The organism is Sphingobium sp. CECT 9361, assembly GCF_918741285.1.
Lineage (GTDB): Bacteria > Pseudomonadota > Alphaproteobacteria > Sphingomonadales > Sphingomonadaceae > Sphingobium.
In genome coordinates, this window is the sequence record NZ_CAKKNC010000007.1 from 1 (window position 1) to 25639 (window position 25639).

Sequence of the window (25639 nt, forward strand, 5' to 3'; positions counted from 1 at the left end):
TACCGCTCAGGCGGCCTGATTTACCAGCAGCGAAAACCCAATCTCCCAGGAGTAAGGGTAGCGATACTCCTGGGAGATCTTACCTCAAAAAAATGCTTGATGCCTGCGGTCCACAACGGATGCGTACTTTTATACTCGCTATCCCAAAGTATCTCAGTGGCGGCCTGAGGGGTTGGCAGGTTTTGGGAGAAGCAGTCAATCACGTCTGTTCCGCCGGACGACTTATGTTGTGAAGGGTTTCGGGCGCTTGCGTACGAAAGCCTCCAGTGCAGGAACCCGCGGGCCCCACGCGCTGGTCTATGGGTAAATAGGCTTTGAGATAATTCTGGCGGGTAAACGTTGCCGGGCCGGAAGTGCGACTATCGGGCGGAACAGCGTGATTTCGGGCGGCGTTAGGCCGCTAGCAGCGGTGGTTTTGCGGATCAGCGTGTCCTGCGCCCGCTTTAATTCCGGGATGGGCATGCGCTCGGTCGTCGGCCAGGACGCCATGAGCGTGACCGTCATGCAGGGTGGGCCATGCCGGATCATGGCGTGCTCTCCCGGATGGATGCTGCTGATTGCGGCGGCGCGCGGGGCTGGCACCAGCGGGCGAAGGCCTCAATGATGGTCATGTGCCCGCCGCAGCACGGGCATGGCGGACGATGGTCGGGCGGTTCGTCGGGGGCGGGTTCCACGATTGGCGCAGCGACGCCGAGCAGCCTGCGCGCGAGCGCCATGGCCTCCTTGTGCGTTGAACTGGCGAGCAGGCCGTAGTGCCGAATGCGGTGGAAGCCACGCGGCAGCACGTGGATCAGGAAGCGGCGAATGAACTCGTCGGTCGCCAGCGACATGACCTGCTGGCGTTCTGGAACGGTACGGCGATAGTCCTTGTAACGGAACGTCACGCCATTCTCGTCGAAGCCGATGAGCCGCCGGTTCGAGATGGCAACGCGGTGGGTATAACGCGAGAGGTAGGCCAGCACCGCCTGCGGCCCTGCAAAGGGTGGCTTGGCATAGACCACCCAGCGCTTCTTCCGGATCGGCGACAGATGCCGCAGGAAGGCCGTGCGTGTCGCGAGGCCCGCCAAGGCGCTGAAGAAGGTCAGCTTGCCTGCATCGAGCAATGCCAGCAGGCGAGTGAGGAACAGTCGGCGGAACAATGCGCCCAACACGCGCACCGGCAGCAGGAAGGCTGCGCGAGACGAGATCCAGCGCGTCCCGTCCAGCGCGATGCCACCACCGGGCACGATCATGTGCACATGCGGGTGGTGTGTGAGCGCTGATCCCCATGTGTGCAGCACGGCGGTGATGCCGATACGCGCGCCGAGGTGCTTGGGATCGGCCGCGATGGTCAGCATCGTATCCGCAGCCGCGCGGAACAACAGATCATAGACCACTGCCTTGTTCTGCCAGGCGATATCCGCGATCTCGGCGGGTACGGTGAACACGACATGGAAGTAGCCCACCGGGAGCAGATCCGCCCCGCGCGCGGCCAGCCAGGTGCGTGCGGCGGCACCCTGGCATTTGGGACAATGCCGGTTGCGGCAGGAGTTGTAGGCGATCCGCCAGTGCCCGCAGTCGTCGCAGGCCTCGATGTGACCGCCTAGCGCAGCGGTGCGGCAGTTCTCGATCGCCGTCATGACCTTGAGCTGGCCGAGGCTGAGATGCCCGGCATGGGCTGCGCGATAGGCGGGCCCTGCGCTACGGAAGATGTCGGCGACCTCGAGTGAGGTGCGCACCGGTTCAACCGGGAGGTGCCCTGCCTTCCATCACGGCAACGATCTGGTCGAGTGGGCTGGTCACCGCCCGCATGGTCTTGCTCGACACCTGAGTGTAGATGCCGGTCGTGTTGATGTTCACGTGTCCCAGCAGGACCTGAATGACGCGGATATCGACACCCTGCTCGAGTAGGTGAGTGGCGAACGAATGCCGCAGTGTGTGCGGGCTTACTCGCTTATGGATCTCGGCGCGCTCAGCCGCTTCCTGCACGACGCGGTGCAGCTGGCGCGCTGAGACCGGATCCGTGCCGTTGCGGCCGGGGAACAGCCAGCCATGTGGCAACATCACTCCCCGCCGCTTGCCTTCGCGCCACCATTGACGAAGCAAATCCAGCAGGTGCGGTGAGAGCATGGCGTTGCGATCCTTGCGTCCCTTGCCCTGCTCGACGCGGATCACCATCCGGGTGCTGTCGATGTCATCAACCTTGAGGTGGGCAACCTCCGAGACACGCAAGCCCGCGCCATAGGCCACGCTGAGTGCTGCTTTGTATTTGATGCCTGGCGCAGCCTCGAGCAGCCGAGCGGTCTCCTCGACGCTCAAAACCACCCGCAGCTTGGGCGCGTAATGAAGGACGACAAGCCCCAGCGCCATCTCCGGCCGCTTGAGCGTAATGCCGAACAGGAAACGCAGTGCCGATACGGCCCCATTGATGGTTGCCGGACCAACGGCGCGTTCATGCTGATCGATCTGAAAGCGCCGGAGGTCTTCGATCGTAGCCGTATCGGGGGGCCGGCCGAGAAACGCGGCAAATGATCGGACGTGCCGGATATAGTCCTTCTGCGTGTGCTCCCCAAAGCCACGCATCGTCATGTCCTGCAACATACGCTCGCGCAGAGAATTGTTCGGGGTCGGGGAAGTGATGGCATCCATGGTGAGTTCCTTTCCGTTGAAGGAACTCCACGGTCGCAAGACGACATCGCCGCTCGCAAAGCCTGAACAATACTACGCTACGTCACCCCAAGCGACTCTCCCGCGGAGCGGGTTCGTGCTCTGGTCGCGACCTGCCGGTTAGCGGACGGACCGCACCTAGGAACGGAAAATTGGCGGCTGAATGGCGACAAAGGGTCGACTGCCGCCGAAAAAGCAGGCCGTCAGCACCTAGGGATCGAAAATCTGGTTCTAGGTGTGTTGTGTAGACACATCTGTCGCTTGCCATGAACGGTTCAAAACTTCCGCTGGTTGCCGCTGGCGGGATGTGTTGTGTTCAGGCTGCCCGCGATAGACCGTGCCCATGTTCAATATTGAAAACCCGATTCACGCCGCTATCGACCTTGTCAGCATCCATGGCAGGCGGGCACGACAGATTGTCGCTGACCATATTCTTGATGCAGTGCGCAACCATGATATGCACGTTGCGAAGCTCTGGAACGCAGTGGGATGCGAAGTTGACGACCGTTTGGACCAAGCTGAACGGCGCCGCCTCGGCCTCAATGATATTGATACGTCGCGTAGCCGGTCGGAATTGGTGCGATAGAATCAGGCCCTGACCGTGGGCACTTCGCCGACGCGCGTCGTGTAATTGGGTGAACGCATCTCCGAACGGGCCGACCACTGGCGCTTGAACCCCTGCGTAGCGGGAATGGCGGCGAATTTACCGAATCGCGAATTGACCTCATCCATAGCGGCCATCAGCCGCGCATGGCGATCATCGTCTGCTTCGAACAATGTGCGCGGGCGCAAGTCGGCGTCCATTAGGTCTTCCAGCATTATGCCTGCCTTCGTGATTCCATACCCTTCGCGCCACGCGTTTTCGACGCCGCGTCGCGCGTAGGCCAACAGGGCTAGGCCGTCGTTCGTCATCGGCTGAGCGCTGAGCGTCCGCGTCGCTGAATATTGCGGCCGATCGAGCTTATGCTTGTTTGTGTGGAAGAACACAGTGATGCGCCCTGCCACAAGTCCATGCTGACGCAGCTTTTCGCCAGCGCGCATCGCATATTGCGCGACAGCGCCCATCAGCGTCTCAATGTCGAATACCGGCGTCCCGAATGAACGTGTTACCGCCATGCCCTTGCGCTGCGGCTCGACCGTCTCGACCACACCGGCTGGCACCCCCCGCAACTCAGCGACCAATCGCTCCAGAACGACGCTGCCCACGCCTCTGGCTTGCTTGAGCGGCATATCGCGAAGTTGGCCAGCTGATACGATGCCCAGCGCTTCCAGTTTCAGGACTGTCGCTCGTCCTACCCCCCAGACATCGCCAACCGCGAACCGGTCGAGCACCCAGCGCCGGATGTCTTCGTCGCGCATGTCGGCAATGCTGTTGAAGATTGGGTTCTTCTTTGCGGCGGCGTTAGCAAGTTTGGCCAGCGTCTTGGTCGGCCCAATCCCAACACAGGTCGGGATGGTGGTCCAGCGGCGCACCTGATCACTCATCGCTCTCGCGTGCGCCACCAGATCGCGCTGCTCGAAACCCGCAAGGTCAACAAACGTCTCATCGATTGAGTAAATCTCGAAGTCCCTCGCGAAAGGTTCGATGGCTGCCACGACGCGGCGTTGCATATCCCCATAGAGCGCGTAGTTGGAAGACAGCACACGGATACCATGACGCTTGATCATATCCTGCATCAGATGAACCGGTTGGCCCATCGTGATACCGAGCGCCTTCGCTTCGGCAGAGCGAGCAATGGCGCAACCGTCGTTGTTGGACAGGACGATTACAGGGACGCCTGTTAAGCTAGCGTCAAACGCCCGTTCGCAGGACACATAATAGTTGTTGCAGTCGATAAGCGCGACAGGTCCGCTCATACATATCGACGCGCGAGCCCGACCACCACGCCCCAAATCTCAACATGTTCATCGACGATAATCTCGTGATAGCCTTCTGATTCCGGCACCAGCCAGAAGCGCCCGTCGCGCCGACGCAACCGTTTGAGAGTGCGATCGCCATGCACCAGCGCAACCACGATGTGGCCGGTAACGGGCTTCTTCGCGCGGCTTACAACGATCAGATCGCCATCAGTTATTCCCGCTCCAGCCATCGAATGACCATCGACACGCATGATGTAGCTGGCGGCGGGATGTTCAATCAGCCAGTCGCCAAGATTGATCGGCTCTTCCATGTCGTCCTGCGCAGGCGACGGAAACCCAGCCGGTGCGCTGACGAGCAGCATCGGCAGATCGGGCGTAAGCGTTTCGAGGGAAATCATTTCTAGCATCAGTGGCACTTCGAATCAGGAACTGCCTCAGACCTACGCTCGAAGTCCGTGGCCGTCATTCAAAATGTTCGCTATATGTTCCGCATATCGTGGCGGATCAGAGGAGCGTAGGAGACGATTCCATCGTTCCAGCTTTCCTGAACCAAGGCTTTTCCGTGTGGTCGATAGTCATTCTGTCAGCAGGATAGGGTCGATCGAACTGAAACAAATCATCGAACGGCGCGGTCAGCCAAGTATTCCAGTGTTCGAGATCGATGATGACGGGCGAACGATCGTGTATGTCGATCAGCTCAGGCGCGTTGTCAGTCATGACGCCGGTGTAGCATGTTCCCCATTCAGGACTGTCCCTCCACAAACCTGCCCAAGCAAAGATCGGCTGATCCGTCACCGAAAGCCACGTCTCCGTCATCTTGCCTTTCACGCCTACAGCCTCTGCATAGCGCGCGGTCGGGATAAGACAGCGTTGATCTGGCGCCACTGCCCAGCGTTTCCAGAATGAGCTCAGCTTGTCGAAGCGGGCATTATTGACGGGCTTGGGTTTAAGCATCTGTCCGGATTTGCCTTTGAGCGAAACCGGAAAACCCCATGTCATCTGTTCCAGCACAGGCTCACCCTCAATCAGGCGAATGACGCTGCCAGGCTCCTTTGGGTGAACTTGCAACGGTCCTTCGTTGAACCGCGATCCGAGACGCGCGCCGAAGAGGTTCAGCACCTTGTCGGTCACGCCACGCTCTGCCCTGTTACACATTTAGAAAAGCTGGCGTTCTGCGGCACCAGAGTCAATGTGCTGACTATAACGGCTTAGTCCGGACCTATCGACCGCCTCGGCAGATCCCTGCGATGATAGTGGTGGCGGGTTGATGGCAATGCGCCCCTGATCTGAGCGCGAGAGCTCACGTGCTAGCCAATCCGACCCAGGCCTTCGAGCACATTACCAATGCAAATCGGGCCGCCGTGACAGCGTTGCTGTGAATCGGCGTTGAAGCTGATCCCGGCCTTAGAGACGGGCAACTATCTGAAAACGCTCCAGAACGAGGGATGTTGGTGGGGTCTCAGTCTACGCCTATCAGAACGCGAGCGCTGGACATTTCTAGTTATAATACAGCGTTATGAATGAAATCAGACGGAGTCTTTCTTCGGCACCAATCCCCCCCTGTCTGAGGGGGGGGAGATGACGCTACCCGCATAACTATTATCTCAACTATCGCTGCTACAGAATTGATATCCCCACACCTCCCAATTCCTCATTGGTACATGTTCTGCTGGAGCAAGTTATGGGGTGTGGTTTCTGGTCCTATGAATGACTGACACAATAGGACCCCCAGGCTTCCATCAGTTCGACACGGGCGCCCGGTTGATTTGCGGTGCCTAGATATGTTGTACGGCGATAGGCAGCTTGCACAGCGTCAGGTGTCTTGTGAGCGAGAGCGGCCTCGACAACGGCATCGGCAAAGCCTTCGTTTGCGGCCCAGTCTGTGAAACTCGAACGAAAACCGTGAACGTGAAAAGGCTCGCTCATGTCGCGCAGAACCTTCAACAAAGTCATGTCAGACATTGGTTTGCCAGCCACGCCGGGGAAAACGACATCAGTTTCCGAGAGCCGAAGCGCATTCGCTTTCGTAAGCACCGCCAGGGCCGCGCTTGAGAGAGGAACCACATGTGCCTTCCCTCTCTTCATATGGTCGGCAGGTATCGTCCACAGCCGCACATCAAGATCAAATTCAGCCCATGTCGCCAACCGCACCTCTTGGCTACGCACGCCCGTAAGTATGAGAGATTCTAACGCCAGCCGTCCAAAAGATGGTTTGCGCCGCAACGCGGTGATGAAGCTGGGGACTGCGACATATGGCATGGACTTACGGTTTTCTCGCGACTTCACTTGCCGCGGCAAACCTCTGCCAGCTTTCAGGCTACTATTGCCCGAGGGGGCTTCGCGCGAACGCCAGCCCTTTGCGTGGGCATAGTCCAGCACGGCACAAATCCGGTTGCGCACTTGACGGGCTGTTTCGGGAATTTCTTGCCAAATTGGCGTAAGCACTGCGATGATGTCGGCAGCCGAAATACTGCCGGTCGGTAGATTGCCCAATTTCGGGAAGGCGTAGTTTTCGAGACTGGCGAGCCACTGCCGCGCATATACGGAACTATTCCAGCCCTTCTCATTCTCCTCGTGGTATTGGCGCGCAGCAACGCGGAACGTCACCTTCGCAGCTGCCTCGTCTTTTCTCTCCACCAGAACGTCGCGCTGATCCACCTTGATAGTTTTGCGCAATCCTATGGCCTTAACCCGGGCCTCTGCCAACGTCAGCAGCTTAGCACTACCCAGCCCAATGTCCTGCCGTTTGCCATCGCGCTGGATTCGCAACATCCAGTAGGCCCCACCACGCTTGTCAACTTTTAGAAACAGTCCTTCCCCATCCTGATAGGTGCCAGGATTTGCTAACGCCGCTTTGACTGCAACCGCCGTGAGCTTGCCCATTTCGTTACCCCCACATTTTTTACCCGCAAATCGGGAAAGCAGAGTGTGGGGGTAAAGCGATTTACCCCCACATTACCCCCACACTACGCTCCGGCTGAAGGCAAACGCCTGGAGACGTGGGTGGACCGTATGGGTAATAATACCTCAGTTTTTCAGGGATTTCTAGGGATTTTGGAGAACCCTCTGGGACTGGAGGGTGGTGGACAGGGCTGGATTCGAACCAGCGTACGGGAAACCCGGGCAGATTTACAGTCTGCTGCCTTTAACCACTCGGCCACCTGTCCATAACCGCATAGTGCCGAAAAATCGTACTATGTTGCGATCGGGAGGGCGCTCAATGACGAATGGAGGCTTGCCTGTCAATGCTTCCCGTGAAAAGAACGCGCCCATGAAAAGAGGACATCGTACCGGAAAACCCAAAGGGGGATTCCCCCGCTTTTATGGCCGTCATGCGGTCATAGCAGCGTTGGCTAATGAAAACCGCATCGTGCGCAAGATCTGGGGCACGCGCGAAGCGCTGGCCGCGTTGGAATTGCCGCCGGTGCTGCCCATCGTCTATTCGGATGTTGCCGATCTGGGCCGCATGGTCCCGTCCGATGCGCCGCATCAAGGCATTGTCGCCGAAGTCGAAATGCTCGACGATATCTGGCTGGGCGACGTGCTGGATGAAGGACGCGACGACAAGCGGCCGATACTCGTGCTCGATCAGGTAACCGATCCACACAATGTCGGCGCGATCCTCCGCTCGGCGGCGGCGTTCGATGCCCTCGCCATCGTCACGCAGGACCGGCATTCGCCTGCCGAAACCGGCGTGCTGGCCCGCGCGGCATCGGGCGCGCTGGAAATCGTGCCATGGGTGCGCGTCGTGAATCTCGCCCGCGCGCTCGATGAAATTGCAGAGGCGAATTACTGGCGCATCGGCCTGGATGGCGAAGCGGAGCTCACGCTCGACAAAGCCATCGGCGAATCGCGCGTGGCACTGGTGCTCGGCGCGGAGGGCGAAGGCCTGCGCCACAACAGCATGGCGCATTGCGACATATTGGCTAAACTGCCTATCAGTCCGCGTATGGAGTCCCTGAACGTCTCCAATGCGGCTGCAATCGCGCTCTACGCTGCCGCCATCGGCTGACGAAGAGACTTGGCCGGGGGGAGGGGCAGATACGATGAACGCCATATTCCGCGCGGGCGGCGCTCTCGCCACGCTGCTTCTGCTCTCCGCCTGCCTGCTCACACCGGGCAAATTCGATTCCACGCTCGACATCCGCGCCGACCGCAGCTTCACGTTCACCTATAAGGGCGAAGTGATTGCCACGGACCCGTCGGACATCGGCAAAGGGCTGAAGGACAGCAGCCCTTCCACCGAAGAGGAAACGGCTCCCGCTGAGGAAGAAGACGCGGTGATGCAGAACATCGCCTGGATGCAGGACGATCAGGAGACAGCAGAGCCCGCCCCCGATACCGATTTCAGCGCCACGTCGAAAGACGATGAAGCTGAAAAGGCCCGCAAAACCGCCGCCATCGTCGCCGCGTTGCGCAAGGAAAAAGGCTTTCGGTCTGTCGAATATGTCGGCGATAACAAATATATGATCGACTATGCGATCACCGGCACACTCGATCACGCCTTTGTTTTCCCCTTCAATGTCGATGCCGAATATGTCTTCCCGTTCATCGTCATTGAGCTGCGCGGCGACGACCGCGTGCGCGTCAAGGCGCCCGGCTATGCCAATGGCAGCAAGCAGAAGAGCAGCGGGATGGGCGGCAGCGCAGGCGACGTCAGCAAATATCTCGACGGACGTTTCACTCTCACCACCGATGCGGCGCTCATCAGCCAGAATCAGGAAGATGGCCCTATTACTGTTGCGGGCAAGCAAACGCTCAAATGGACGGTCACGCCGCTCACGACCGAAGCGCCTATGGCGGTGATTCGTTTCCCCGCAAAGTAGGCACCGCCTGACGCGCGCGAATATTGAAAGGCGGACGTCCAGCGCCAATATGTCCTGCGCGGGCCGGGCCCCTCTGGCGGCCGGACTTGATCCACGGTGCAGCGATGCGCCATTTGGATCTCCGGACGTGATGTCGGACCGCATCGGGCGTGTCCGGTGCTGGTTCGGGGGATTTCCCCCCTCTTATCCCCCAGCGACCGTATCGGGCGCGTCCGATTCCCTGGCCCGCAAGGGCGATCACATGGACGGAGCGCTGCACCCGTGAATACCCCTGAAAAACTGTCTTCGATGCTTTGCCCCGTTTGCCATACCGACCTGAACATGTCGGAACGGCAAGGCGTCGAGATCGATTATTGCCCACAATGCCGCGGCGTCTGGCTCGACCGGGGCGAACTCGACAAGATCATCGAACGCAGTGCGCAGATGGACGCCCCCGCACCTCCCCCGCAATCGCAGGCCACATTCCGCCCTGACCGGCCCACGCAGCCTTCCGCACTCGCCCCGGCGCCGGATCGCGGCAATCACCGTCCCCACTATGAAGGCGACTATCGTCCGAAGCGTAAAAAGAGCTTCCTGGAAGAGCTGTTCGACTGAGGGATCGGCTGCCGCAACAAACGCACTCTGCGAATATCTAATTACGCTTAATCAATGATTTACCGTCTTTAAACTTCCTTCTGTCATTCCGTTCGCAAGCCACGAACAGGATGACAGCAGCAGTGAAACATTTCCTCAGATTAACGACAGCGCCAATCGGCCTGTTGCTGCTGTCGGCCTGCGGCGGGGGTGAAGCGGGCGCCCCTGCTTCCGTGACGCCGACAACGGTTGGTGCCCCTTCTCCCGTGACCATTACACAACCTGAACCCGGCACGACGCCCGTCACCATCACGCAGCCGGGCGCTCCTTCGCCGCCAGCCACCACGCCCGCTCCAGCACCGCCACCTGCGGCATCGCCAACACCGACAGCATCCCCAAACGATAGTGCGGCCATACCGCGTGGATGGAAGTCCATGAAGGACATGGCGCTCAATCTGCGGCATCAGAACGCCAATGCGGCGTGGAGCTTCGCTCTTATGAACGGGGACATCCGCCGCTATGAATTGCGCGATGGCGACCGTGTTGCAAGCGAAGCGGGATCATCAGTGGAACGCGCAGAATCCTACGATTCCAATTATCTGGACGTCGGCAAGACGTATCAGGTTGCTTTTTCCATGATGATCGAACCGGGGCAAACGAACGCTGCTTCCTGGCTGATCCTCTCGCAATTCACTTCGATGCTCGATCCAGGGGAAGCGGCGCACAGCCCGCCTTTCGCAATCGAACTGATGGGCGACCGCCTGCGCATCGTCACCCGCGATTCCAGTGCCGCCTTGTCCACTGCCGCCGACACCCAGTACCGCCGCCAATATGACGACAGCCAACCGCTCAAGCGGGGGCAATGGTATGATATCAAGGTGCAGATCGTCTTTGGACCATCCGGCAACGGCCAACTCAAGGTGTGGCGCGACGATGTGCTGCTGACCGACTACACCGGCTCGCTGGGGTTCAACGACATCAAAGGCCCCTATTTCAAACAGGGGGTATACCGCAGCGCAACGCCCCAGACGATTGCGGTGCAGTTCAAGGATTTACGAATGGGGGAAGCCAGTTAGGCTAAACGGCCTGATGAAGAGCCGTTATGCTTTTTCCAGCGTGCACTGCAACGGATGCTGGTTCTGCCGGGCGAAGTCCATCACCTGATTGACCTTGGTCTCGGCGACTTCGTAACTGAAGATACCGCATACGCCCACGCCGCGCTGATGAACGTGCAGCATCACGCGCGTCGCTTCTTCCATGTCCATCTTGAAAAAGCTCTGAAGCACGTGCACGACGAACTCCATCGGCGTGTAATCGTCGTTCAGCATCAACACCTTGTATAACGATGGCTTCTTGGTCCGCGTCCGTGTGCGCGTGGCAATGCCGACGCCGGGGCCCGTCGTGCCGGTGCCGCCTTCATCGTCCTTGCCCTCGTCGCTCATCTGCGGCGGGTGCCTGTCATAGCTGTTGGAACTGGTCATGCGTGTGCAGGATATGGCAATTGCCCGGCGAGACGCAAGAGGCTGGCATGGTCATTCACCATCAAAAGATGCGAGTTTCGTCGCCCCGACCAAAAAAAAGGGGACCGCTTCACCCGAAGCGGTCCCCTTTCCTATTTTCGTCAGCAAGCCTTAAGCGGCGAGCGACTTCACCTTGTCCGTCACGACCGACACGCGGCTGCTCAGCGGCTGGGCGACTTCACCCGCAAGCTTGATGATTGCTTCGCTGGTCTTCGCGCTTTCCTTGGCAAAGGCGTCGAACGCGCTGGAGAGCATTTCGCTCTGCAACTGGAAGAATTCTGCCGGCGACTTGGCGGCGGCGAGGCTCTTCATCGTGGCGCTGGCCTTCTCGAAGGACATGCGGCTGTATTCAGCGGCGTCCTGACCCATGGCTTCGATGCCCTTGGCGGCGATCTTGCCGGACTCGACAAGCGCTTCAACGTTGCCCTTGGCGATTTCGGTCATTTCTTCAACGGCCTTGGTCGACTTTTCGACGCTGGTCTTCGCCTTTTCGTTCATTTCCGAAAAAGCCGACTGGAAACGGGTCTTGGCTTCTTCAGTGTACTTCTTGGTGTTTTCGATGACGTCGTTCATGGCATTCGTTCCTTCTGCTGTCGCCGTTGGGAATGACTTTTCCAATTCCGGCGTGGGTGTTTTGTCTTCAGTAGGCGCGGCGACCGCTGCCGGTGCGGCAACGGGCAATGCTACCGTTGCGGCGACGGGTTTTTTAACAACGGGTGCTTCTTCTACAGGCGACTTGGCGACGGGGGCAGGTGCCGCGTCTTTCGTCACCGGCATTGGCTTGGGGGCAACCTTCGCCACTACCGGAGCCTTAGGCGCTGCCTGTGTTACCGGAGCGGCCTTGGCGGGCGCAGCCTTAACCGGGGTCGCTTTTGCTACGGGCTTGGCGGCAGGACCGGTTGCCTTTTCGGCAGCCTGCAACGCCTGTCGTGCCGTCAGCTCCACGCCCTTACCACCCGTCACGGGCAGTTTGGCAGGTCGTCCAACTTTTCTTTTAGGTGCGTCAGCCACCACGGGCCTCCTCTTATTGCTGCACTGCACAATATAGAAGATTTTCCGAATTTGCAAGCATTATGTTGCGCTGCAGCATATTTGTAGCAAAGCGGTAACTCACTCGCAACAAACAGCTTTCACTCATCGGCTTTTTACGTAGCGCCCCGGTGCGTCCTCAATCACGGGCATATGCCCGCCCCCCGGTTGGCGCGCGCCCGTGGCTTGCACCTTTTCACTGCCATGCTGCGTCAGCCAATCGATCCAGTCGGGCCACCAGCTCCCTGCCGTTTCCTTCGCCTGGGCGACGAAATCCTCCAGCGTCGCAGGCAGCGTATCGCACGTCCAATACTGGTATTTCTTCGCAATCGGCGGATTCATGACCCCGGCAATATGCCCCGATCCGGCGAGCAGAAAACGGCGCGGCCCCGTGAACTGCTCCGTCAGTTTCCACACGCTGCGCGGCGGAGCGATATGGTCTTCCTTGCCCGCCTGGATATAGCTTGGCGTGCGAACTTTCGTCAGGTCGATGTCGGTCCCGTCGACGCTGATGGCACCGGCCTGCACCAGCTTGTTGTCGCGATACAGATCCTTCAGATACGACCGATGCCATTTCGCGGGCAGGTTCGTCGTATCCCCGTTCCAGAACAGCAGGTCGAACGGCGCATAGTCCTTCCCCAGCAGGTAATTGTTGACCACATAGTTCCAGATCAGATCGCGCCCCCGCAGCAGGTTGAACGTCGCCGCCATATAGCGCCCATCCAATATGCCCGACGTCGTCAGTTTCTCGATCATCGCCAGTTGCTCGTCATTAACGAACAGGGTCAGGTCGCCCGCTTCGCTGAAATCCACCTGCGCGGTAAAGAAGGTCGCGCTGGCCACCTTGTCCGCTTCACCCCGCGCCGCCAGTAGCGCCAGCGTCGCGGCGAGGGTCGTCCCTGCTACGCAGTATCCGATGGTGTGTACCCTCTCCACACCCAGCACATCGCGCACAGTATCGATCGCATCGACTTGCCCGCGCAGGATGTAATCGTCCCAGATCACATCCTTCATGCTTTCGTCGGCGGATTTCCATGAGACCATGAAGACCGTGATCCCCTGATCCACCGCCCATTTGACGAAGCTTTTTTCCGGCGCGAGGTCGAGAATATAGAACCGGTTGATCCAGGGCGGGAAGATGATCAGCGGCGTTGCCAGCACCGCCTCGGTGGTCGGCGTGTACTGGATCAACTGATACAGCGGCGTCTCGTGGATCACCTTGCCCGGCGTCGCGGCGATGTTCTTGCCGACCTCGAACTGACTGCCGTCGGTGTGCGTCAACTGCCCCTTGTCCATGTCGGCCAGCATATGCTGGAACCCTTTGATCAGGTTCTCGCCGCCGGTTTCCATCGTCTTCTGCATCACGATGGGATTGGTCAGCGGAAAGTTGCTCGGCGACAGAGCATCTATCATGCCGCTGGTGGCGAAACGGATCTGTTCCTTTTGCTTGGGGTCGACACCGTCGACGCTGTCGGCCAGCCGCGTCAGATAATCCGCGGTCAGCAGATATCCCTGCCGCATGATGTCGTAAAAGGGATGGCTCTGCCACGCCGGGTCGGCAAAGCGGCGATCCTTGCGCGCGGCCGGACTTTCCGCAGGGGCCGGATCGGGCGTCTGCTTGAACCACCCTGCCCCATCCAGAAAGCGCTGCCACAATGCCACGCCTTCATTCATGTAATCGGCATGGATGCGCGATATCGCGGTGGCATCGAACGGTGCTTCGCCATGACCGATCTGGCGGGTACTATGCTCCAGCATCATCTGCTGCATCCGACCGATGCTGTGCGTCCATTGCTGCATCTGGTCGAGCGTGGGAATCACTGTAGCGGCCATATTCTCCGCCGGATCGCTATGCGCTGGAGGCGCTACCTTCCCGCTTTCCTGCGGCGGCACCTGAGTTTCACGCGCAACTTTTGGCTGCTTCTTACCCGTCTTGGCTGCCGCTTTTGCCATCACACTCTCCTGCGCAGAAACCCGCGCTCTTCTTCTGGCCAGCCGCGCCGGGCCAGTCTATACCGCACTCGCTCTTGTGAGCGAGCCTGCGGCACTTTGCCACCCTCTACGGAGAAGAAACAAGGAAAGTATCGACCAATGTCCGAAGAATTCTACCGCATGAAACGCCTGCCCCCCTATGTCATCGCCGAAGTGAACGCGATGCGGGCCGCGGCGCGTGCGGCGGGTGAGGATATTATCGATCTGGGCATGGGCAATCCTGACCTGCCGCCGCCCGACCATGTCATCGCCAAGCTCGTCGAAGTCGCGCAAAAGCCTGATTCGCATGGCTATTCCGCATCGAAGGGCATTCCCGGTCTCCGCAAGGCGCAGGCGAATTATTATGCGCGTCGCTTTGGCGTGGACGTTGATGCCGAAACGGAAGTCGTCGTGACGATGGGATCGAAGGAGGGACTCGCCAGTCTCGCCACCGCAATCACCGCGCCGGGCGACGTCGTGCTTGCGCCCAACCCCAGCTATCCGATCCACACTTTCGGCTTCATCATCGCCGGGGCGACGATCCGCTCTGTTCCCACCACGCCAGACGAGCAATATTTCCGCTCGCTGGATCGCGCCATGGCGTTCACCGTGCCGCGTCCCTCGATCCTTGTGGTGAACTACCCATCCAATCCGACCGCCGAGACCGTGGATCTTGCCTTTTACGAACGGCTGGTTGCCTGGGCCAAGGAGAACAGCGTCTGGATCCTGTCCGACCTAGCCTATTCCGAACTCTATTTCGACGGCAACCCCACGCCTTCGATCCTGCAGGTGCCGGGCGCCAAGGATGTGGCCGTGGAGTTCACGTCGCTCAGCAAGACCTACTCCATGGCTGGCTGGCGCATCGGCTTCGCCGTCGGCAACAAGAAGCTGATCGCCGCGATGACGCGCGTAAAGAGCTATCTCGATTACGGTGCGTTCACCCCCATTCAGGCCGCCGCCTGCGCCGCGCTCAATGGCCCGCAGGACATCGTCCAGAAGAACCGCGAACTCTATCACAAGCGCCGCGATATTCTGGTGGAAAGCTTCGGCCGCGCCGGATGGGACATCCCCGCCCCCCGCGCGTCGATGTTCGCATGGGCACCCCTGCCCCCCGCGCTCAAGGATATGGGCAGCCTGGAATTTTCCAAGCAATTGCTCACCCATGCCAAGGTCGCGGTTGCCCCCGGCGTCGGCTATGGTGAGGATGGCGAAGGCTATGTCCGCATCGCGATGGTGGAAAACGAACAGCGGCTGCGCCAGGCCGCGCGCAACGTAAAACGCTACCTGCAGAGCATGGGCGTCAACACGCCCAACGCAAAGGCGGTCGTCTGATCGTCGTCCCCATTATGTGCCACCGGATAAATCGTTCGGTGGCACACATATCGAGGAGCAGACATGCTGCTATTTCGCGGTAAGGAATCCAATCCTCGCTCACTCGCAAAGGCCGTCAGTTGGCGCGTTCTGGGCAGCATCGACACCTTTCTGCTGGGCCTTCTTTTCACCCATGACGTGAAAGCCGCTGGCGCCATTGCCTCGACCGAAGTCATCACCAAGATCGGTCTGTATTATTTCCATGAGCGCGCCTGGGCGCAATCCGGCTGGGGCCTGACGCCGCAGCAGAAAGCCGCCTTCGATGCGGAACACACCCCTTCATGATTCCTCTTCCGCAAGTCGCTCAGGTCGCCCAGACCATCCAGCTTGCGCTCGCGCCCGTCTTTCTGCTGGCCGGGATCGGCGCGTTTCTCAACGTCTGCGCAGGCCGCCTTGCGCGCGTCATCGACCGTGCACGCAATGTCGAGCGGCTCGTGCTCGAAACCCGCGGCGCAGAGCATGACCGGCTGGTCGACGAAATTCGCAAGCTCGACAGACGCATGACTGTCGTCAACACCGCCATATTTCTGACGGTCGCCAGCGGCGCTGCCGTCTGTCTCGTCGTCATCCTGCTGTTCCTGTCCGAACTGGTGAACGCGCATCTGGGCACGGCCATCGCGCTTCTCTTCATCACGGCCATGTTGCTGCAGGCAGCCGCATTCGTCACCTTCATCATCGAAATTCGGCTGGCTTCGCGCACCATCCACATCCGCAACGAAGTGCTGTTCCACGAAGCCACTGAGGAAGACCTGCGCCCATGATCGAAAAGCGCCTGCTGCAGATCGTCGTCGCGCTGGCCTGCATCGTGCCGCTGGTGACGGGCGGTGCAGGCATACTGTCCGGCCCAGACTGGCTGCGCGGCGTCGGATCGGCTCCCGTCGATCTGGACAGCCACTTCCGCTACATGAGCGGTATCTTCTTCAGCGTCGGCCTGGCTTTCTGCTCCTGCATCCCGCGCATAGAGATCAAGGGCGCACGCTTCCGTATGCTGGGCGGGTTCGTCGTGATCGGCGGCATGGCGCGCCTGTGGTCACTGCTGTCCGTAGGTGCCCCATCGCAAGGGCATGTCCTGGGCCTCTGCATGGAACTGGGCGTCGTACCGTGCCTGATGCTCTGGCAAGCCGCCTTCGCCCGTCGCGTAAGAATTTCGCAGGGCGCATAGCGGCGCATTACGGGGTACAAAGCTGCAAACAAAAGAGGGCAAAAGCCCCCGTCTGCGCATCCCCTTTCAAACACAATGCCTTGAAATACCCACGCATGAGAGGGGCCGCCGGGTCCAGCCCGACGGCCCATCATTTGCATGGTCAGCGGCCGGAAGTACCGCCCAGAGGAAACGTTATTCGCGCTATTTTCGATAGAGGATCACGCACCGCTTGAAGCAGTGACCCGTTGGTGAACCTCTTGAAAACCGACGCTATGGCGTCGCTCAGCGGCGCGTTTCCCGAATGGACTTGACCGACCCCAATACTGAACCATGAGACATCGGATCACCTCCTTTCGCTATGTTGAAACACCGTCTGCCGGACTGGCGGATGCTTCATCCGGCGACACCCGATTTGTGAATCAAATAAGGGGTGCAATCAAGACTTGAAATAATCTAATTTCGAATCATAATCACTCGCTCGCGCCGCGATCCTGTTCGCCACTCAGCCGCGACAATCCTCTATCACCCGCGTCACTTCAGCCCATGTCGGCAGGATCATCGGCGCCGTGCCCGATACGGTAATCATGAAACGCCCCCGGCTGAATGCAATCTGATCCAACGTCGGGTCGTTCGCCGGACGAATCGCCACGAAGGATGTTCCGTCCGCCTGCAAGGGCCACTGCGTCGCGCCAAATGTCGTACGCACGCTCATCTGCCCCGCAGCACGCGCCGTAGCCGCCTGCACAACGATCCTACGTGCAGTTACCTCACACCGAAATGTCACCAGCGGCGGCGCGCCCGCCACCCCGAACGTCGCAACACTCGTCTGCCCGCCTCCCTGATAGCGCCAAGCCCCCTCCGTCATCGGCCAATCCCGCCAGTCCTGCGAGGGTGTCGGCGCAGGCATCGCAACAGGTGCCGGAGCAGGCTTGGGCGCTGGCACAACCACCGGCGCCTCCCGCGGCGGCGCCACACACGAAGCAAGGGCAGTAATCAGGGCGAGTGAAACAAGGGAAATACGCATAGGCGTGGGTATGGCCCAGCGTGGGAACAGCCTCAACCGCTAATCGGTGGGGCGAGGTGCGGGACGATCAGGCGGCGCGCTGCACCGAAAGGCGCAATCCCAAGGCCGCCAATACTGCAGTCAAGGTTTCCAGTGTCGGATTGCCTTCGTTCGACAACGCGCCATACAGCGCCTGCCGACCCACGCCGGTACGACGGGCAATTTCAGTCATACCCTTAGAGCGCGCAACGACGCCGAGCGCACGCGCAATATGCGCAGCATCGCCATCTTCCATGGCAGCATCCAGAAAAGCCACCACATCCTCTTCGCTTTCCAGATATGCGGCCGGATCAAAATGCGTCGTCTTCAATGTCATCACTATCCTGCCTTGCTAACGCTCTGGCCTTTTCGATGTCGCTCTTCTGGCTGCCCTTATCGCCGCCAATGAGCAACAAAATCACAACGTCTCCGCGTTGCTTCGTATAGACACGGTAACCCGGTCCAAAATGCATCCGCAGCTCAACAACACCGTCACCTACCGCTTTGGCGTCACCATAGTTGCCGTCCGCAAGTCGCAACAACCGATCGGAAATACGGGCGCGACCCACTCTGTCTTTCAACGCACCCATCCATTTTTCAAAAATGGCGGTTGCCTGTAGTTCGAATACCTGTCCTTTAAACAGGACATTTTTTAAATTGTCAATGGGCTCGCCCATATCCCAGTCCCTTCGATCCAATCGATGCCACACCTTGGCATCGCTTTGAATCGACATTTACCGCCGTCAGGCACCGCCAGCGCTTGAAGTCTTGTCGCGGACCCTACCGCCCCATCTTCCGCTGCACCTTCCCATAGCGCATCTTCCGGGTCCCCGGCTTGCCCTCGTTCGCGCGTCCCCGCGGCGCGGCGACTTGCTGATCCACCGGCAGCCCCAGCTCTTCCGCTTCCATCTTCCGAATCTCGTCCCTGATCCGCCCGGCTTCCTCGAACTCCAGATCCGCTGCCGCCGCGCGCATCTTCTTCTCCAGATCCTCGATATACGCCCGCAGGTTATGCCCAACCATATGCGGGCGATCCGCGTCGCCCGTATCAACCAGCACGCTATCCTTGTTCGATACATGCGCGATGATGTCGCCGATGTTGCGCTTGATCGTGGTCGGCGTGATGCCGTGCTCCAGATTATACGCTTCCTGCTTCTCGCGCCGTCGCCCGGTTTCGTTCAGCGCTCGCTCCATGCTGCCCGTCACGCGATCGGCATACAGGATCACCCGCCCATCCACGTTACGCGCGGCACGCCCGATCGTCTGGATCAGCGACGTTTCGGACCTCAGAAAGCCTTCCTTGTCGGCATCCAATATCCCTACCAGCCCGCATTCCGGGATATCTAGCCCCTCGCGCAGCAAGTTGATGCCCACCAGCACATCATACACGCCCAGCCGCAGATCGCGGATCAGCTCGATACGCTCCAGCGTCTCCACGTCGCTGTGCATGTATCGGACCTTGATCCCCGCCTCGTGCATGAACTCGGTCAGATCCTCCGCCATCCGCTTGGTCAGCGTCGTCACCAATGTACGATAGCCCAGAGCCGCCGTCTTGCGCGCTTCGTTGATAAGGTCATCGACCTGATCCTCGACCGGCTTGATCTCCACCGGCGGATCGATCAGCCCGGTGGGACGGATAACCTGTTCGGAAAAGACGCCGCCCGTCTGCTCCATTTCCCAGTTACCCGGCGTCGCCGACACGCTGACCGTCTGTGGCCGCATCGCGTCCCACTCGTTGAAACGCAAAGGCCGGTTGTCGATGCAACTCGGCAAGCGAAACCCATATTCCGCCAGCGTGATCTTCCGCCGATGATCGCCCTTCGCCATCGCCCCGATCTGCGGCACGGTCTGGTGACTTTCATCGACGAACAACAGCGCGTTCTCCGGCAGATATTCGAAAAGAGTCGGCGGCGGTTCCCCCGGCAAACGCCCGCTCAGGAAGCGCGAATAATTTTCGATCCCCGCGCACGCCCCGGTCGCGGCAATCATCTCCAGATCGAAATTCGTCCGCTGCTCCAGCCGCTGCGCTTCCAGCAATTTGCCTTCGATCACCAACTCTTTCAACCGCTCGGCCAGCTCAAAGCGAATAGCTTCCATCGCCTGTTTCAACGTCGGGCCGGGCGTGACGTGATGGCTATTAGGAAAGACCTTCACATAATCGAGGCTGGCGATCTTTTTGCCCGACAGCGGATCGAACTCGACGATCTCTTCGATTTCATCGCCAAAGAAGGACACACGCCACGCGGTATCCTCATAATGCGACGGGAATATCTCCAGATTGTCGCCCTTCACACGGAAATTGCCACGCGAAAAGCCCATGTCGTTGCGCTTGTACTGCAACGCCACCAACTTACGGATCGTCTCCCGCTGATCGACGACCTCGCCTTTCTTCATGGAGAACGTCATCGCCGAATAGGTTTCGACCGACCCGATGCCGTACAGGCACGATACCGACGCCACGATGATCACATCGTCGCGCTCCAGCAGCGCACGGGTCGCCGAATGGCGCATCCGGTCGATGCTTTCATTTACGCTCGATTCCTTCTCGATGTACGTGTCGGAGCGCGGCACATAGGCTTCGGGCTGGTAATAATCATAATAGCTGACGAAATATTCGACGGCATTGTCGGGGAAGAAGCTCTTGAACTCCCCATATAATTGCGCCGCCAATATCTTGTTCGGCGCCAGGATCAGCGCAGGCCGCTGCAAAGCCTCGATCACCTTGGCCATCGTGAACGTCTTGCCCGATCCGGTGACGCCCAGCAGCACCTGATCCTTCTCACCGCCCAGCGCGGTCTCTACCAATTCGGCAATCGCCGTCGGCTGATCGCCTGCCGGTTCATATTCCGACACCAGCGTAAAGCGCTTCCCCCCTTCCGTCTTTTCCGGGCGTGCCGGACGGTGCGGGACAAAGTCTGCGCCGGTTTCAGGTTCGGCGAGCGAGGTTCGGATTTGAATAGCCATCGCGCACTGATATGGTCCCGACCCAATGGACGCGCAATGACTGTGCGCCAACTCAGGAGAATGCCCCGATGAAAGCGGCGATTTTTATATGTGGAACGGCTTTGTTGCTGACCGGATGCGACAAGAAGGAAACCGGCCCGATGAGCGCCGAGCAAGTCGCGGAAAAGATGGATTCGGTAAAGCTCGAACCCGGCGAATGGGAAGCAACGCAGGAAATCGTGGACGTAAAGATGACCGGCCTTCCCAAGGGGATGCCTGCCGAAGCCATGCAGCAGATGATCGGTAAGAAGAACACGATCAAACACTGCGTCACGCCCGAAATGGCCGCGAACCCCAGCGCAGATTTCCTCGCCGCGCAGAAGGACGCCAACTGCACCTATGAAAACATGGATATGTCCGGCGGCACCATCAACGGCAAGATGACCTGCGCCGCGCCGAACAACACCAAGGCCGTCATGAAAATGACGCTCAAGGGCACCTATCTTCCTGCCAGCTACGCGATGGACATGACCATGGAATCGCAAGGCATGGGCGAAGGCATGACGATGAACATGCAGATGAAGAGCAGCGGCAAACGCATCGGCGCCTGCCCCGCTGGCAGCGAGACTGCACCTAAGGCAGGCGGCTGAATTCAGTCCACACGAGTTGAGGAGAAGCATCATGATCGGTTACGTGACGCTCGGCACAAACGACATCGAAGCAGCGCGGACATTCTATGACGGCCTGATGGGCAGCATCGGCGCATCGCGCCTGTTCGAACAAGGCGAGGAAGGCAATTACCTCACCATGTACGCGACTTCCTACGAAGCACCCGGCATAGCGATTACGCGACCCTTCGATGGCGGAACGGCGACCCCCGGCAACGGCAATATGGTCGGTATCGAACGCCCCACGCGCGCGGATGTGGATGCGCTGCACGCAAAGGCACTGGAATTGGGGGGCAGTGACGAAGGCGCGCCCGGGCTGCGGGGTCCAGAGGGTCCGCAGGCATTCTATGGCGCCTATTTCCGCGACCCCGAGGGCAATAAACTGGCCGCGTTCTGCATCGGAGCAGACCACTGATCCTCCCCTTCGATCTGCCCGCCTATCTCGACCGTATCGGATTGCCCCACGCTCCTGCTGCTGATCTCACGGGGCTGGGGGCGGTCCATCGCGCGCACCGGCTGGCGATCCCGTTTGAAAACCTCGACATCCCGCTGGGTCGGGGCATCGCCATCGATCCGCCCGCGATTTTCGCCAAGCTGGTGACGGCCCGGCGCGGTGGATATTGCTTCGAACAGAACGCACTGTTCCTGCGCGCGCTCCACAGTCTGGGCTTCACCGCCTGCCCGCTGCTGGCGCGCGTATGGCTGATGGCACAGGCGACCCCACCGCTTACCCACACCCTGAACCTCGTCACCATCGAAGGCCGCGCATGGATCGCCGACGCCGGCTTCGGCGGCAGCTTCTCACCGCCCCTTCCTGTCGAGCATGGCGCGCACGCCATCGCGTCTGACGGCACCGGCCATCGCCTCACGCAACAGGATGCCCGCAACTGGATGCTCGAACGCGCAGGCGATCCGGGTGCCACCGATGGACGCAGCGCCGACACCCGCGACTGGCAATCGCAATACAGCTTCACGCTCGATCCGGTCGAATCCATCGACCTTGAACTGTCGAACCACTGGACATCCACCCGCCCGAACACCCGCTTCACGACACTGACCGTCGCCAGCCGCGTGCTGGAGGATGGCTTCACCTCCCTGCTCGACCGGCAACTGTCGGTCCATCGCGGCGGCACCAACAGCAGCCGAACGATTGCGGACCTCCCCGACTATCGCGACGTCCTGACGGCGCAATTCGGCCTTGCGCTTACCGATGCGGAGGTAGAGCATCTGTTTCGACAACATGGCTGAGGGGATAAGAGGATGCGCGGATACTGGACATTTGCAGCACTTGCGCTGGCGGGCTGCAGTGCGGAGCAGGCACCCGCACCGGAACAGGAAGACGCGCCCATCGTGCTGAAGGCAGGACAATGGACGCTCAGCCGTACCATCACCGGCTACAACACGCCCGACATCACGGCGGAAGATTACGCTCGCATGGTCGGCACAAAAACCGAAGCGAAGCTTTGCATCGCCGTCGGAAAAGATGGCCGCCCCGATGCCGACGCGCTCGCCAGACCGGAAGGCAAGGATTGCACCTACAAGGACGCCAGCATCCGCAAAGGCCGCTTCATCGCCACTTTGGCCTGCAAAGCGGATGGCGGCACATCGGAGCTGGTTCTGGAAGGCAACTATACGCCCGAAAGCCTGACGCTAGGCTCTAGCATGACCAAAACGGTCGGCGGCAAAGCGGTCCTGCGCACCACGCACGACCTGTCGGGCAAACGCACGGGCGACTGCGCGGCGGGGTGACACCCTCACCCCGTTGAGAAATCTGGGTAACGTTGAAGCCTAAAACACCGCCGCCACGAATTTCGCGAACGCATCCGCCCGATGGCTCATGCCGTGCTTCGCGTCCGGGTCCATTTCCCCGAATGTCACATCATGCCCCAGCGGCTCGAACATCGCATCATAGCCAAAGCCGTTCAGCCCGCGCGGCGGCCACACCAGATTGCCGTCCACGCGCCCTTCGAACCCTTCGACATGCCCATCGGGCCATGCCAACGCCAGCGCGCAGACGAAATGCGCGGATCGGCTCGCGCCTTCGCCTTTCGCTTCCACTTGCTGCCACACAGCGCCCATCGCCATGTCGAAATCCTTGTCCGGCCCCGCCCAGCGCGCCGAGAAAATCCCCGGCTCGCCCAGCAACGCATCGACGCACAGCCCGCTATCGTCCGCCAGTGCAGGCAGGCCCGACAAGTCCGCCGCCTGCATCGCCTTCAATTCCGCGTTGGCGATAAACGTCGTCCCGGTCTCTTCCGGTTCGGGCAGATCGAGGTCCGCCGCCGACACCGGCTCGATCCCATAAGGCGCGAGCAGCGCGCGAATCTCGCGCACCTTCCCCGGATTATGGCTGGCGATCACCAGCTTGCCGGGCTTCAGCTTCCGGATCGCCTGCGGCGCATTCGGATCGTCGGCGATGAAATCGCTCACCGCCCCGTGGCCTTATCTTGCGCCGTGAAGATCTGACCGCAACCAATGCGCGCAAGCCGCAGTAAACGCAGCAATTCTTCCTCGTCGAACGTCGCGCCTTCCGCCGTCGCCTGCACTTCGGCCAGCTTGCTGTCGCCGGTCAGCACGAAATTGGCGTCTGCTTCCGCGCTCGAATCCTCGACATAGTCAAGGTCGAGAACCGGCGTCCCCTGATGGATACCGCAGCTGATCGCCGCAACTTTCTGCAGGATCGGGTCTTCCTTGAGCAACCCCTTGGCCATCAGCCCGTCGATCGCGATCCGCAACGCGACCCATGCGCCAGAAATAGACGCCGTGCGCGTCCCGCCATCGGCCTGAAGCACATCGCAATCGATCGTGATCTGCCGCTCACCCAATTTCTTCAGATCGACGATCGATCGTAAAGAACGCCCGATAAGCCGCTGAATTTCCTGTGTCCGCCCCGACTGCTTGCCCTTGGCGGCTTCGCGCGATCCACGGGTATGGGTGGCACGGGGCAACATCCCATATTCCGCCGTCACCCAGCCTTCGCCCTTGCCGCGCAGGAACGGCGGCACCTTTTCCTCGACCGACGCCGTGCACAAAACCCGCGTATCGCCAAAGCTGACAAGGCAGCAGCCTTCGGCATGAATGGTGAACGCAGGCTCCATGCTGATGGTGCGCATCTGATCGGGGGTGCGGCCGGATGGGCGCATAAAACGAGACTCCTTGACTGAACTTTGGAGCGCGGCTTAGCCTCCCCCGGTCGCGCTGGCCAGTGCATCGGTCACAAAAACCAGTTAAGCGCCGGTTCAAATCGGCGAACCGATACCCACGCCGAAGCAGGAGATCACGATGCGACGTCTCGGAGCAGCAACCCTATTGGTAACCTTGAGCGCGTGCGCCACTGTGCAGGGCAAGATGGAAAGCAACGCCCCCGTTGCTCAATCGGATACCATCCGCTTTTCGGCTGGCCGATGCTTCGGCACGTGCCCGGTTTACAGCGTGACGGTGGAACCTGACGGATCGGGCGTCCTGCTCCCGGAGAAATACACTGCCGTCCCCGGCGAAACCCGCTTCGCCGTGACCCCGCAGCAATATCGCCGCCTGCGCGACAGTCTCGCTCCTTTTCGTCCGAAGACAGGGACGGAGCGGAAGATCGTACCGGGCAGCGCGGACTGCAAACGCATGGCCACCGACATGCCCGGATATCGGATCGCCTGGACCCGTGCGAAGCAGGAACCGACCCATCTCGATTATTATGGCGGCTGCCACGATCCGCAGCACGGACGCCTTCGCACCGCCATTGCGGCAATCCCCAAATTGCTGGATATCCAAAAGATGCTGACCCCTGGCCCCGGCAAGACAGGAAAAGAATAAATGAAACGCCCCCTTCTCCCCCGCCTGCTACGCATCTTCGGCATGGCATTTCTGCTGATGGGCCTCCTCTGGCTCGGCCAGGGGCTGGGTTACATCAAATGGCCCGCCGAGAGCTTCATGATCGACGTGCGGCCATGGGCCTATCGCGGGGCAGGCATGGCGCTGGCCGGCGTCGTCATGCTGATCCTTTCGGTGCGGCTGGGACGGCGGCATTGAGCCTTTCGCCAATGCGCCCTACA

31 protein-coding genes and 1 tRNA gene are annotated in these 25639 nt (G+C 60.1%); 15 read left to right on the forward strand and 17 right to left on the reverse strand.

The genetic code is table 11. The annotated features are described in order from the left end of the window. Positions 1 to 297: 297 nt before the first annotated feature. From LQ220_RS11440 to LQ220_RS11450, 3 genes are read right to left on the reverse strand one after another with little or no spacing between them, the layout of a single operon-like run. On the reverse strand, positions 298 to 504 hold the full coding sequence (locus tag LQ220_RS11440) for a hypothetical protein (RefSeq protein WP_230188426.1): 207 nt from the start codon (positions 502 to 504) through the stop codon (positions 298 to 300). Positions 505 to 524: 20 nt separating this feature from the next. Further along, positions 525 to 1718, reverse strand: a complete 1194-nt coding sequence (locus tag LQ220_RS11445) for an IS91 family transposase (RefSeq protein ID WP_230188427.1) — start codon at positions 1716 to 1718, stop codon at positions 525 to 527. A gap of 4 nt (positions 1719 to 1722) precedes the next feature. Further along, positions 1723 to 2628, reverse strand: coding sequence for a site-specific integrase (locus LQ220_RS11450; RefSeq protein ID WP_230188428.1), 906 nt, complete (start codon positions 2626 to 2628; stop codon positions 1723 to 1725). A gap of 361 nt (positions 2629 to 2989) precedes the next feature. Here LQ220_RS11450 and LQ220_RS11455 point away from each other — a divergent pair, with 361 nt between their 5' ends. Continuing rightward, entirely contained in the window at positions 2990 to 3232 is a 243-nt protein-coding gene (locus LQ220_RS11455; RefSeq protein WP_230188429.1) for a hypothetical protein, read from the forward strand. A gap of 2 nt (positions 3233 to 3234) precedes the next feature. On the opposite strand, the gene LQ220_RS11460 is transcribed toward LQ220_RS11455, so the two are convergent. The 5 genes from LQ220_RS11460 to LQ220_RS11480 all read right to left on the reverse strand — a co-directional run bounded on the left by LQ220_RS11460 (position 3235) and on the right by LQ220_RS11480 (position 7673). Then, on the reverse strand, positions 3235 to 4503 hold the full coding sequence (locus tag LQ220_RS11460) for a Y-family DNA polymerase (protein WP_230188430.1): 1269 nt from the start codon (positions 4501 to 4503) through the stop codon (positions 3235 to 3237). Beyond that, positions 4500 to 4913 carry a translesion error-prone DNA polymerase V autoproteolytic subunit gene (gene umuD / locus LQ220_RS11465; protein WP_230188431.1) on the reverse strand — a complete coding sequence of 138 codons (414 nt, stop codon included), beginning with the start codon at positions 4911 to 4913 and terminating at the stop codon, positions 4500 to 4502. The genes LQ220_RS11460 and umuD overlap by 4 nt, the downstream gene beginning before the upstream one ends. Positions 4914 to 5010: 97 nt before the next feature. Then, the gene (locus LQ220_RS11470; RefSeq protein WP_230188432.1) at positions 5011 to 5637 is read right to left on the reverse strand and encodes an SOS response-associated peptidase family protein; all 627 of its coding nucleotides are present in this window, start codon (positions 5635 to 5637) and stop codon (positions 5011 to 5013) included. Positions 5638 to 6207: 570 nt separating this feature from the next. After that, a complete protein-coding gene (locus LQ220_RS11475; protein WP_230188433.1) occupies positions 6208 to 7389 on the reverse strand; it encodes a site-specific integrase in 1182 nt (393 codons plus the stop codon). 197 nt (positions 7390 to 7586) lie between these two features. After that, positions 7587 to 7673 (reverse strand) — tRNA-Tyr (locus LQ220_RS11480). Between the two features lie 104 nt (positions 7674 to 7777). On the opposite strand from LQ220_RS11480, the gene rlmB reads away from it, so the two are divergent. The 4 genes from rlmB (at position 7778) to LQ220_RS11500 (ending at position 10981) form a co-directional block, all read left to right on the forward strand. Beyond that, positions 7778 to 8518 carry a 23S rRNA (guanosine(2251)-2'-O)-methyltransferase RlmB gene (gene rlmB, locus LQ220_RS11485; protein ID WP_230188434.1) on the forward strand — a complete coding sequence of 247 codons (741 nt, stop codon included), beginning with the start codon at positions 7778 to 7780 and terminating at the stop codon, positions 8516 to 8518. A gap of 34 nt (positions 8519 to 8552) precedes the next feature. Continuing rightward, a complete protein-coding gene (locus tag LQ220_RS11490) occupies positions 8553 to 9332 on the forward strand; it encodes a hypothetical protein (protein WP_230188435.1) in 780 nt (259 codons plus the stop codon). Between the two features lie 288 nt (positions 9333 to 9620). After that, positions 9621 to 9926, forward strand: coding sequence for a zf-TFIIB domain-containing protein (locus tag LQ220_RS11495; protein ID WP_230188613.1), 306 nt, complete (start codon positions 9621 to 9623; stop codon positions 9924 to 9926). A gap of 122 nt (positions 9927 to 10048) precedes the next feature. Then, positions 10049 to 10981: a heparin lyase I family protein gene (locus LQ220_RS11500; RefSeq protein ID WP_230188436.1), complete on the forward strand. Its 933-nt coding sequence runs from the start codon at positions 10049 to 10051 to the stop codon at positions 10979 to 10981. 24 nt (positions 10982 to 11005) lie between these two features. Here LQ220_RS11500 and clpS read toward each other — a convergent pair whose 3' ends face one another. The 3 genes from clpS to phaC form a co-directional block, all read right to left on the reverse strand. After that, entirely contained in the window at positions 11006 to 11347 is a 342-nt protein-coding gene (gene clpS / locus LQ220_RS11505) for an ATP-dependent Clp protease adapter ClpS (RefSeq protein ID WP_230188614.1), read from the reverse strand. A gap of 189 nt (positions 11348 to 11536) precedes the next feature. Further along, entirely contained in the window at positions 11537 to 12436 is a 900-nt protein-coding gene (gene phaP / locus LQ220_RS11510; protein ID WP_354957610.1) for a TIGR01841 family phasin, read from the reverse strand. A 123-nt stretch (positions 12437 to 12559) separates the two neighbouring features. Then, positions 12560 to 14287: a class I poly(R)-hydroxyalkanoic acid synthase gene (gene phaC, locus LQ220_RS11515; protein ID WP_230188616.1), complete on the reverse strand. Its 1728-nt coding sequence runs from the start codon at positions 14285 to 14287 to the stop codon at positions 12560 to 12562. A 258-nt stretch (positions 14288 to 14545) separates the two neighbouring features. On the opposite strand from phaC, the gene LQ220_RS11520 reads away from it, so the two are divergent. From LQ220_RS11520 to LQ220_RS11535, 4 genes are all read left to right on the forward strand, one after another. Further along, entirely contained in the window at positions 14546 to 15757 is a 1212-nt protein-coding gene (locus LQ220_RS11520; protein WP_230188437.1) for an LL-diaminopimelate aminotransferase, read from the forward strand. Between the two features lie 63 nt (positions 15758 to 15820). After that, the gene (locus tag LQ220_RS11525; RefSeq protein WP_230188438.1) at positions 15821 to 16081 is read left to right on the forward strand and encodes a DUF2061 domain-containing protein; all 261 of its coding nucleotides are present in this window, start codon (positions 15821 to 15823) and stop codon (positions 16079 to 16081) included. Continuing rightward, on the forward strand, positions 16078 to 16557 hold the full coding sequence (locus LQ220_RS11530; protein WP_230188439.1) for a DUF2721 domain-containing protein: 480 nt from the start codon (positions 16078 to 16080) through the stop codon (positions 16555 to 16557). Before LQ220_RS11525 ends, LQ220_RS11530 begins: the two co-directional genes overlap by 4 nt. Next, positions 16554 to 16958, forward strand: a complete 405-nt coding sequence (locus tag LQ220_RS11535; protein ID WP_230188440.1) for a DUF4345 domain-containing protein — start codon at positions 16554 to 16556, stop codon at positions 16956 to 16958. Before LQ220_RS11530 ends, LQ220_RS11535 begins: the two co-directional genes overlap by 4 nt. Positions 16959 to 17442: 484 nt before the next feature. On the opposite strand, the gene LQ220_RS11540 is transcribed toward LQ220_RS11535, so the two are convergent. From LQ220_RS11540 to uvrB, 4 genes are all read right to left on the reverse strand, one after another. Then, positions 17443 to 17889, reverse strand: a complete 447-nt coding sequence (locus LQ220_RS11540; protein WP_230188441.1) for a hypothetical protein — start codon at positions 17887 to 17889, stop codon at positions 17443 to 17445. A 142-nt stretch (positions 17890 to 18031) separates the two neighbouring features. Then, positions 18032 to 18319 (reverse strand): addiction module antidote protein, encoded by a 288-nt coding sequence (locus LQ220_RS11545; RefSeq protein ID WP_230188442.1) that lies wholly within the window; start codon positions 18317 to 18319, stop codon positions 18032 to 18034. After that, a complete protein-coding gene (locus LQ220_RS11550; protein WP_230188443.1) occupies positions 18294 to 18659 on the reverse strand; it encodes a type II toxin-antitoxin system RelE/ParE family toxin in 366 nt (121 codons plus the stop codon). The genes LQ220_RS11545 and LQ220_RS11550 overlap by 26 nt, the downstream gene beginning before the upstream one ends. A 103-nt stretch (positions 18660 to 18762) precedes the next feature. Continuing rightward, complete coding sequence (gene uvrB / locus LQ220_RS11555) at positions 18763 to 20946, reverse strand: excinuclease ABC subunit UvrB (protein WP_230188444.1); 2184 nt, start codon at positions 20944 to 20946, stop codon at positions 18763 to 18765. Positions 20947 to 21014: 68 nt separating this feature from the next. Between uvrB and LQ220_RS11560 the strand changes: the two genes are divergently transcribed. Genes LQ220_RS11560 through LQ220_RS11575 form a run of 4 tightly spaced genes read left to right on the forward strand, consistent with a single transcriptional unit; the run spans position 21015 to position 23342 of the window. Then, complete coding sequence (locus LQ220_RS11560; protein WP_230188445.1) at positions 21015 to 21575, forward strand: DUF3617 domain-containing protein; 561 nt, start codon at positions 21015 to 21017, stop codon at positions 21573 to 21575. A gap of 31 nt (positions 21576 to 21606) precedes the next feature. Then, positions 21607 to 22008 carry a VOC family protein gene (locus LQ220_RS11565; RefSeq protein ID WP_230188446.1) on the forward strand — a complete coding sequence of 134 codons (402 nt, stop codon included), beginning with the start codon at positions 21607 to 21609 and terminating at the stop codon, positions 22006 to 22008. A gap of 41 nt (positions 22009 to 22049) precedes the next feature. Then, a complete protein-coding gene (locus LQ220_RS11570) occupies positions 22050 to 22841 on the forward strand; it encodes an arylamine N-acetyltransferase (RefSeq protein WP_230188447.1) in 792 nt (263 codons plus the stop codon). A gap of 12 nt (positions 22842 to 22853) precedes the next feature. Beyond that, positions 22854 to 23342, forward strand: coding sequence for a DUF3617 domain-containing protein (locus LQ220_RS11575; protein WP_230188448.1), 489 nt, complete (start codon positions 22854 to 22856; stop codon positions 23340 to 23342). Between the two features lie 39 nt (positions 23343 to 23381). Here LQ220_RS11575 and rdgB read toward each other — a convergent pair whose 3' ends face one another. Both rdgB and rph read right to left on the reverse strand, forming a co-directional pair. Then, a complete protein-coding gene (gene rdgB, locus LQ220_RS11580) occupies positions 23382 to 24011 on the reverse strand; it encodes an RdgB/HAM1 family non-canonical purine NTP pyrophosphatase (protein WP_230188617.1) in 630 nt (209 codons plus the stop codon). An 8-nt stretch (positions 24012 to 24019) separates the two neighbouring features. Continuing rightward, on the reverse strand, positions 24020 to 24736 hold the full coding sequence (rph, locus tag LQ220_RS11585) for a ribonuclease PH (RefSeq protein WP_230188449.1): 717 nt from the start codon (positions 24734 to 24736) through the stop codon (positions 24020 to 24022). A gap of 139 nt (positions 24737 to 24875) precedes the next feature. Between rph and LQ220_RS11590 the strand changes: the two genes are divergently transcribed. Both LQ220_RS11590 and LQ220_RS11595 read left to right on the forward strand, forming a co-directional pair. Then, positions 24876 to 25400 (forward strand): DUF6438 domain-containing protein, encoded by a 525-nt coding sequence (locus LQ220_RS11590; RefSeq protein ID WP_230188450.1) that lies wholly within the window; start codon positions 24876 to 24878, stop codon positions 25398 to 25400. Then, positions 25401 to 25616: a hypothetical protein gene (locus LQ220_RS11595; RefSeq protein ID WP_230188451.1), complete on the forward strand. Its 216-nt coding sequence runs from the start codon at positions 25401 to 25403 to the stop codon at positions 25614 to 25616. The last annotated feature ends 23 nt before the right edge of the window (positions 25617 to 25639 follow it).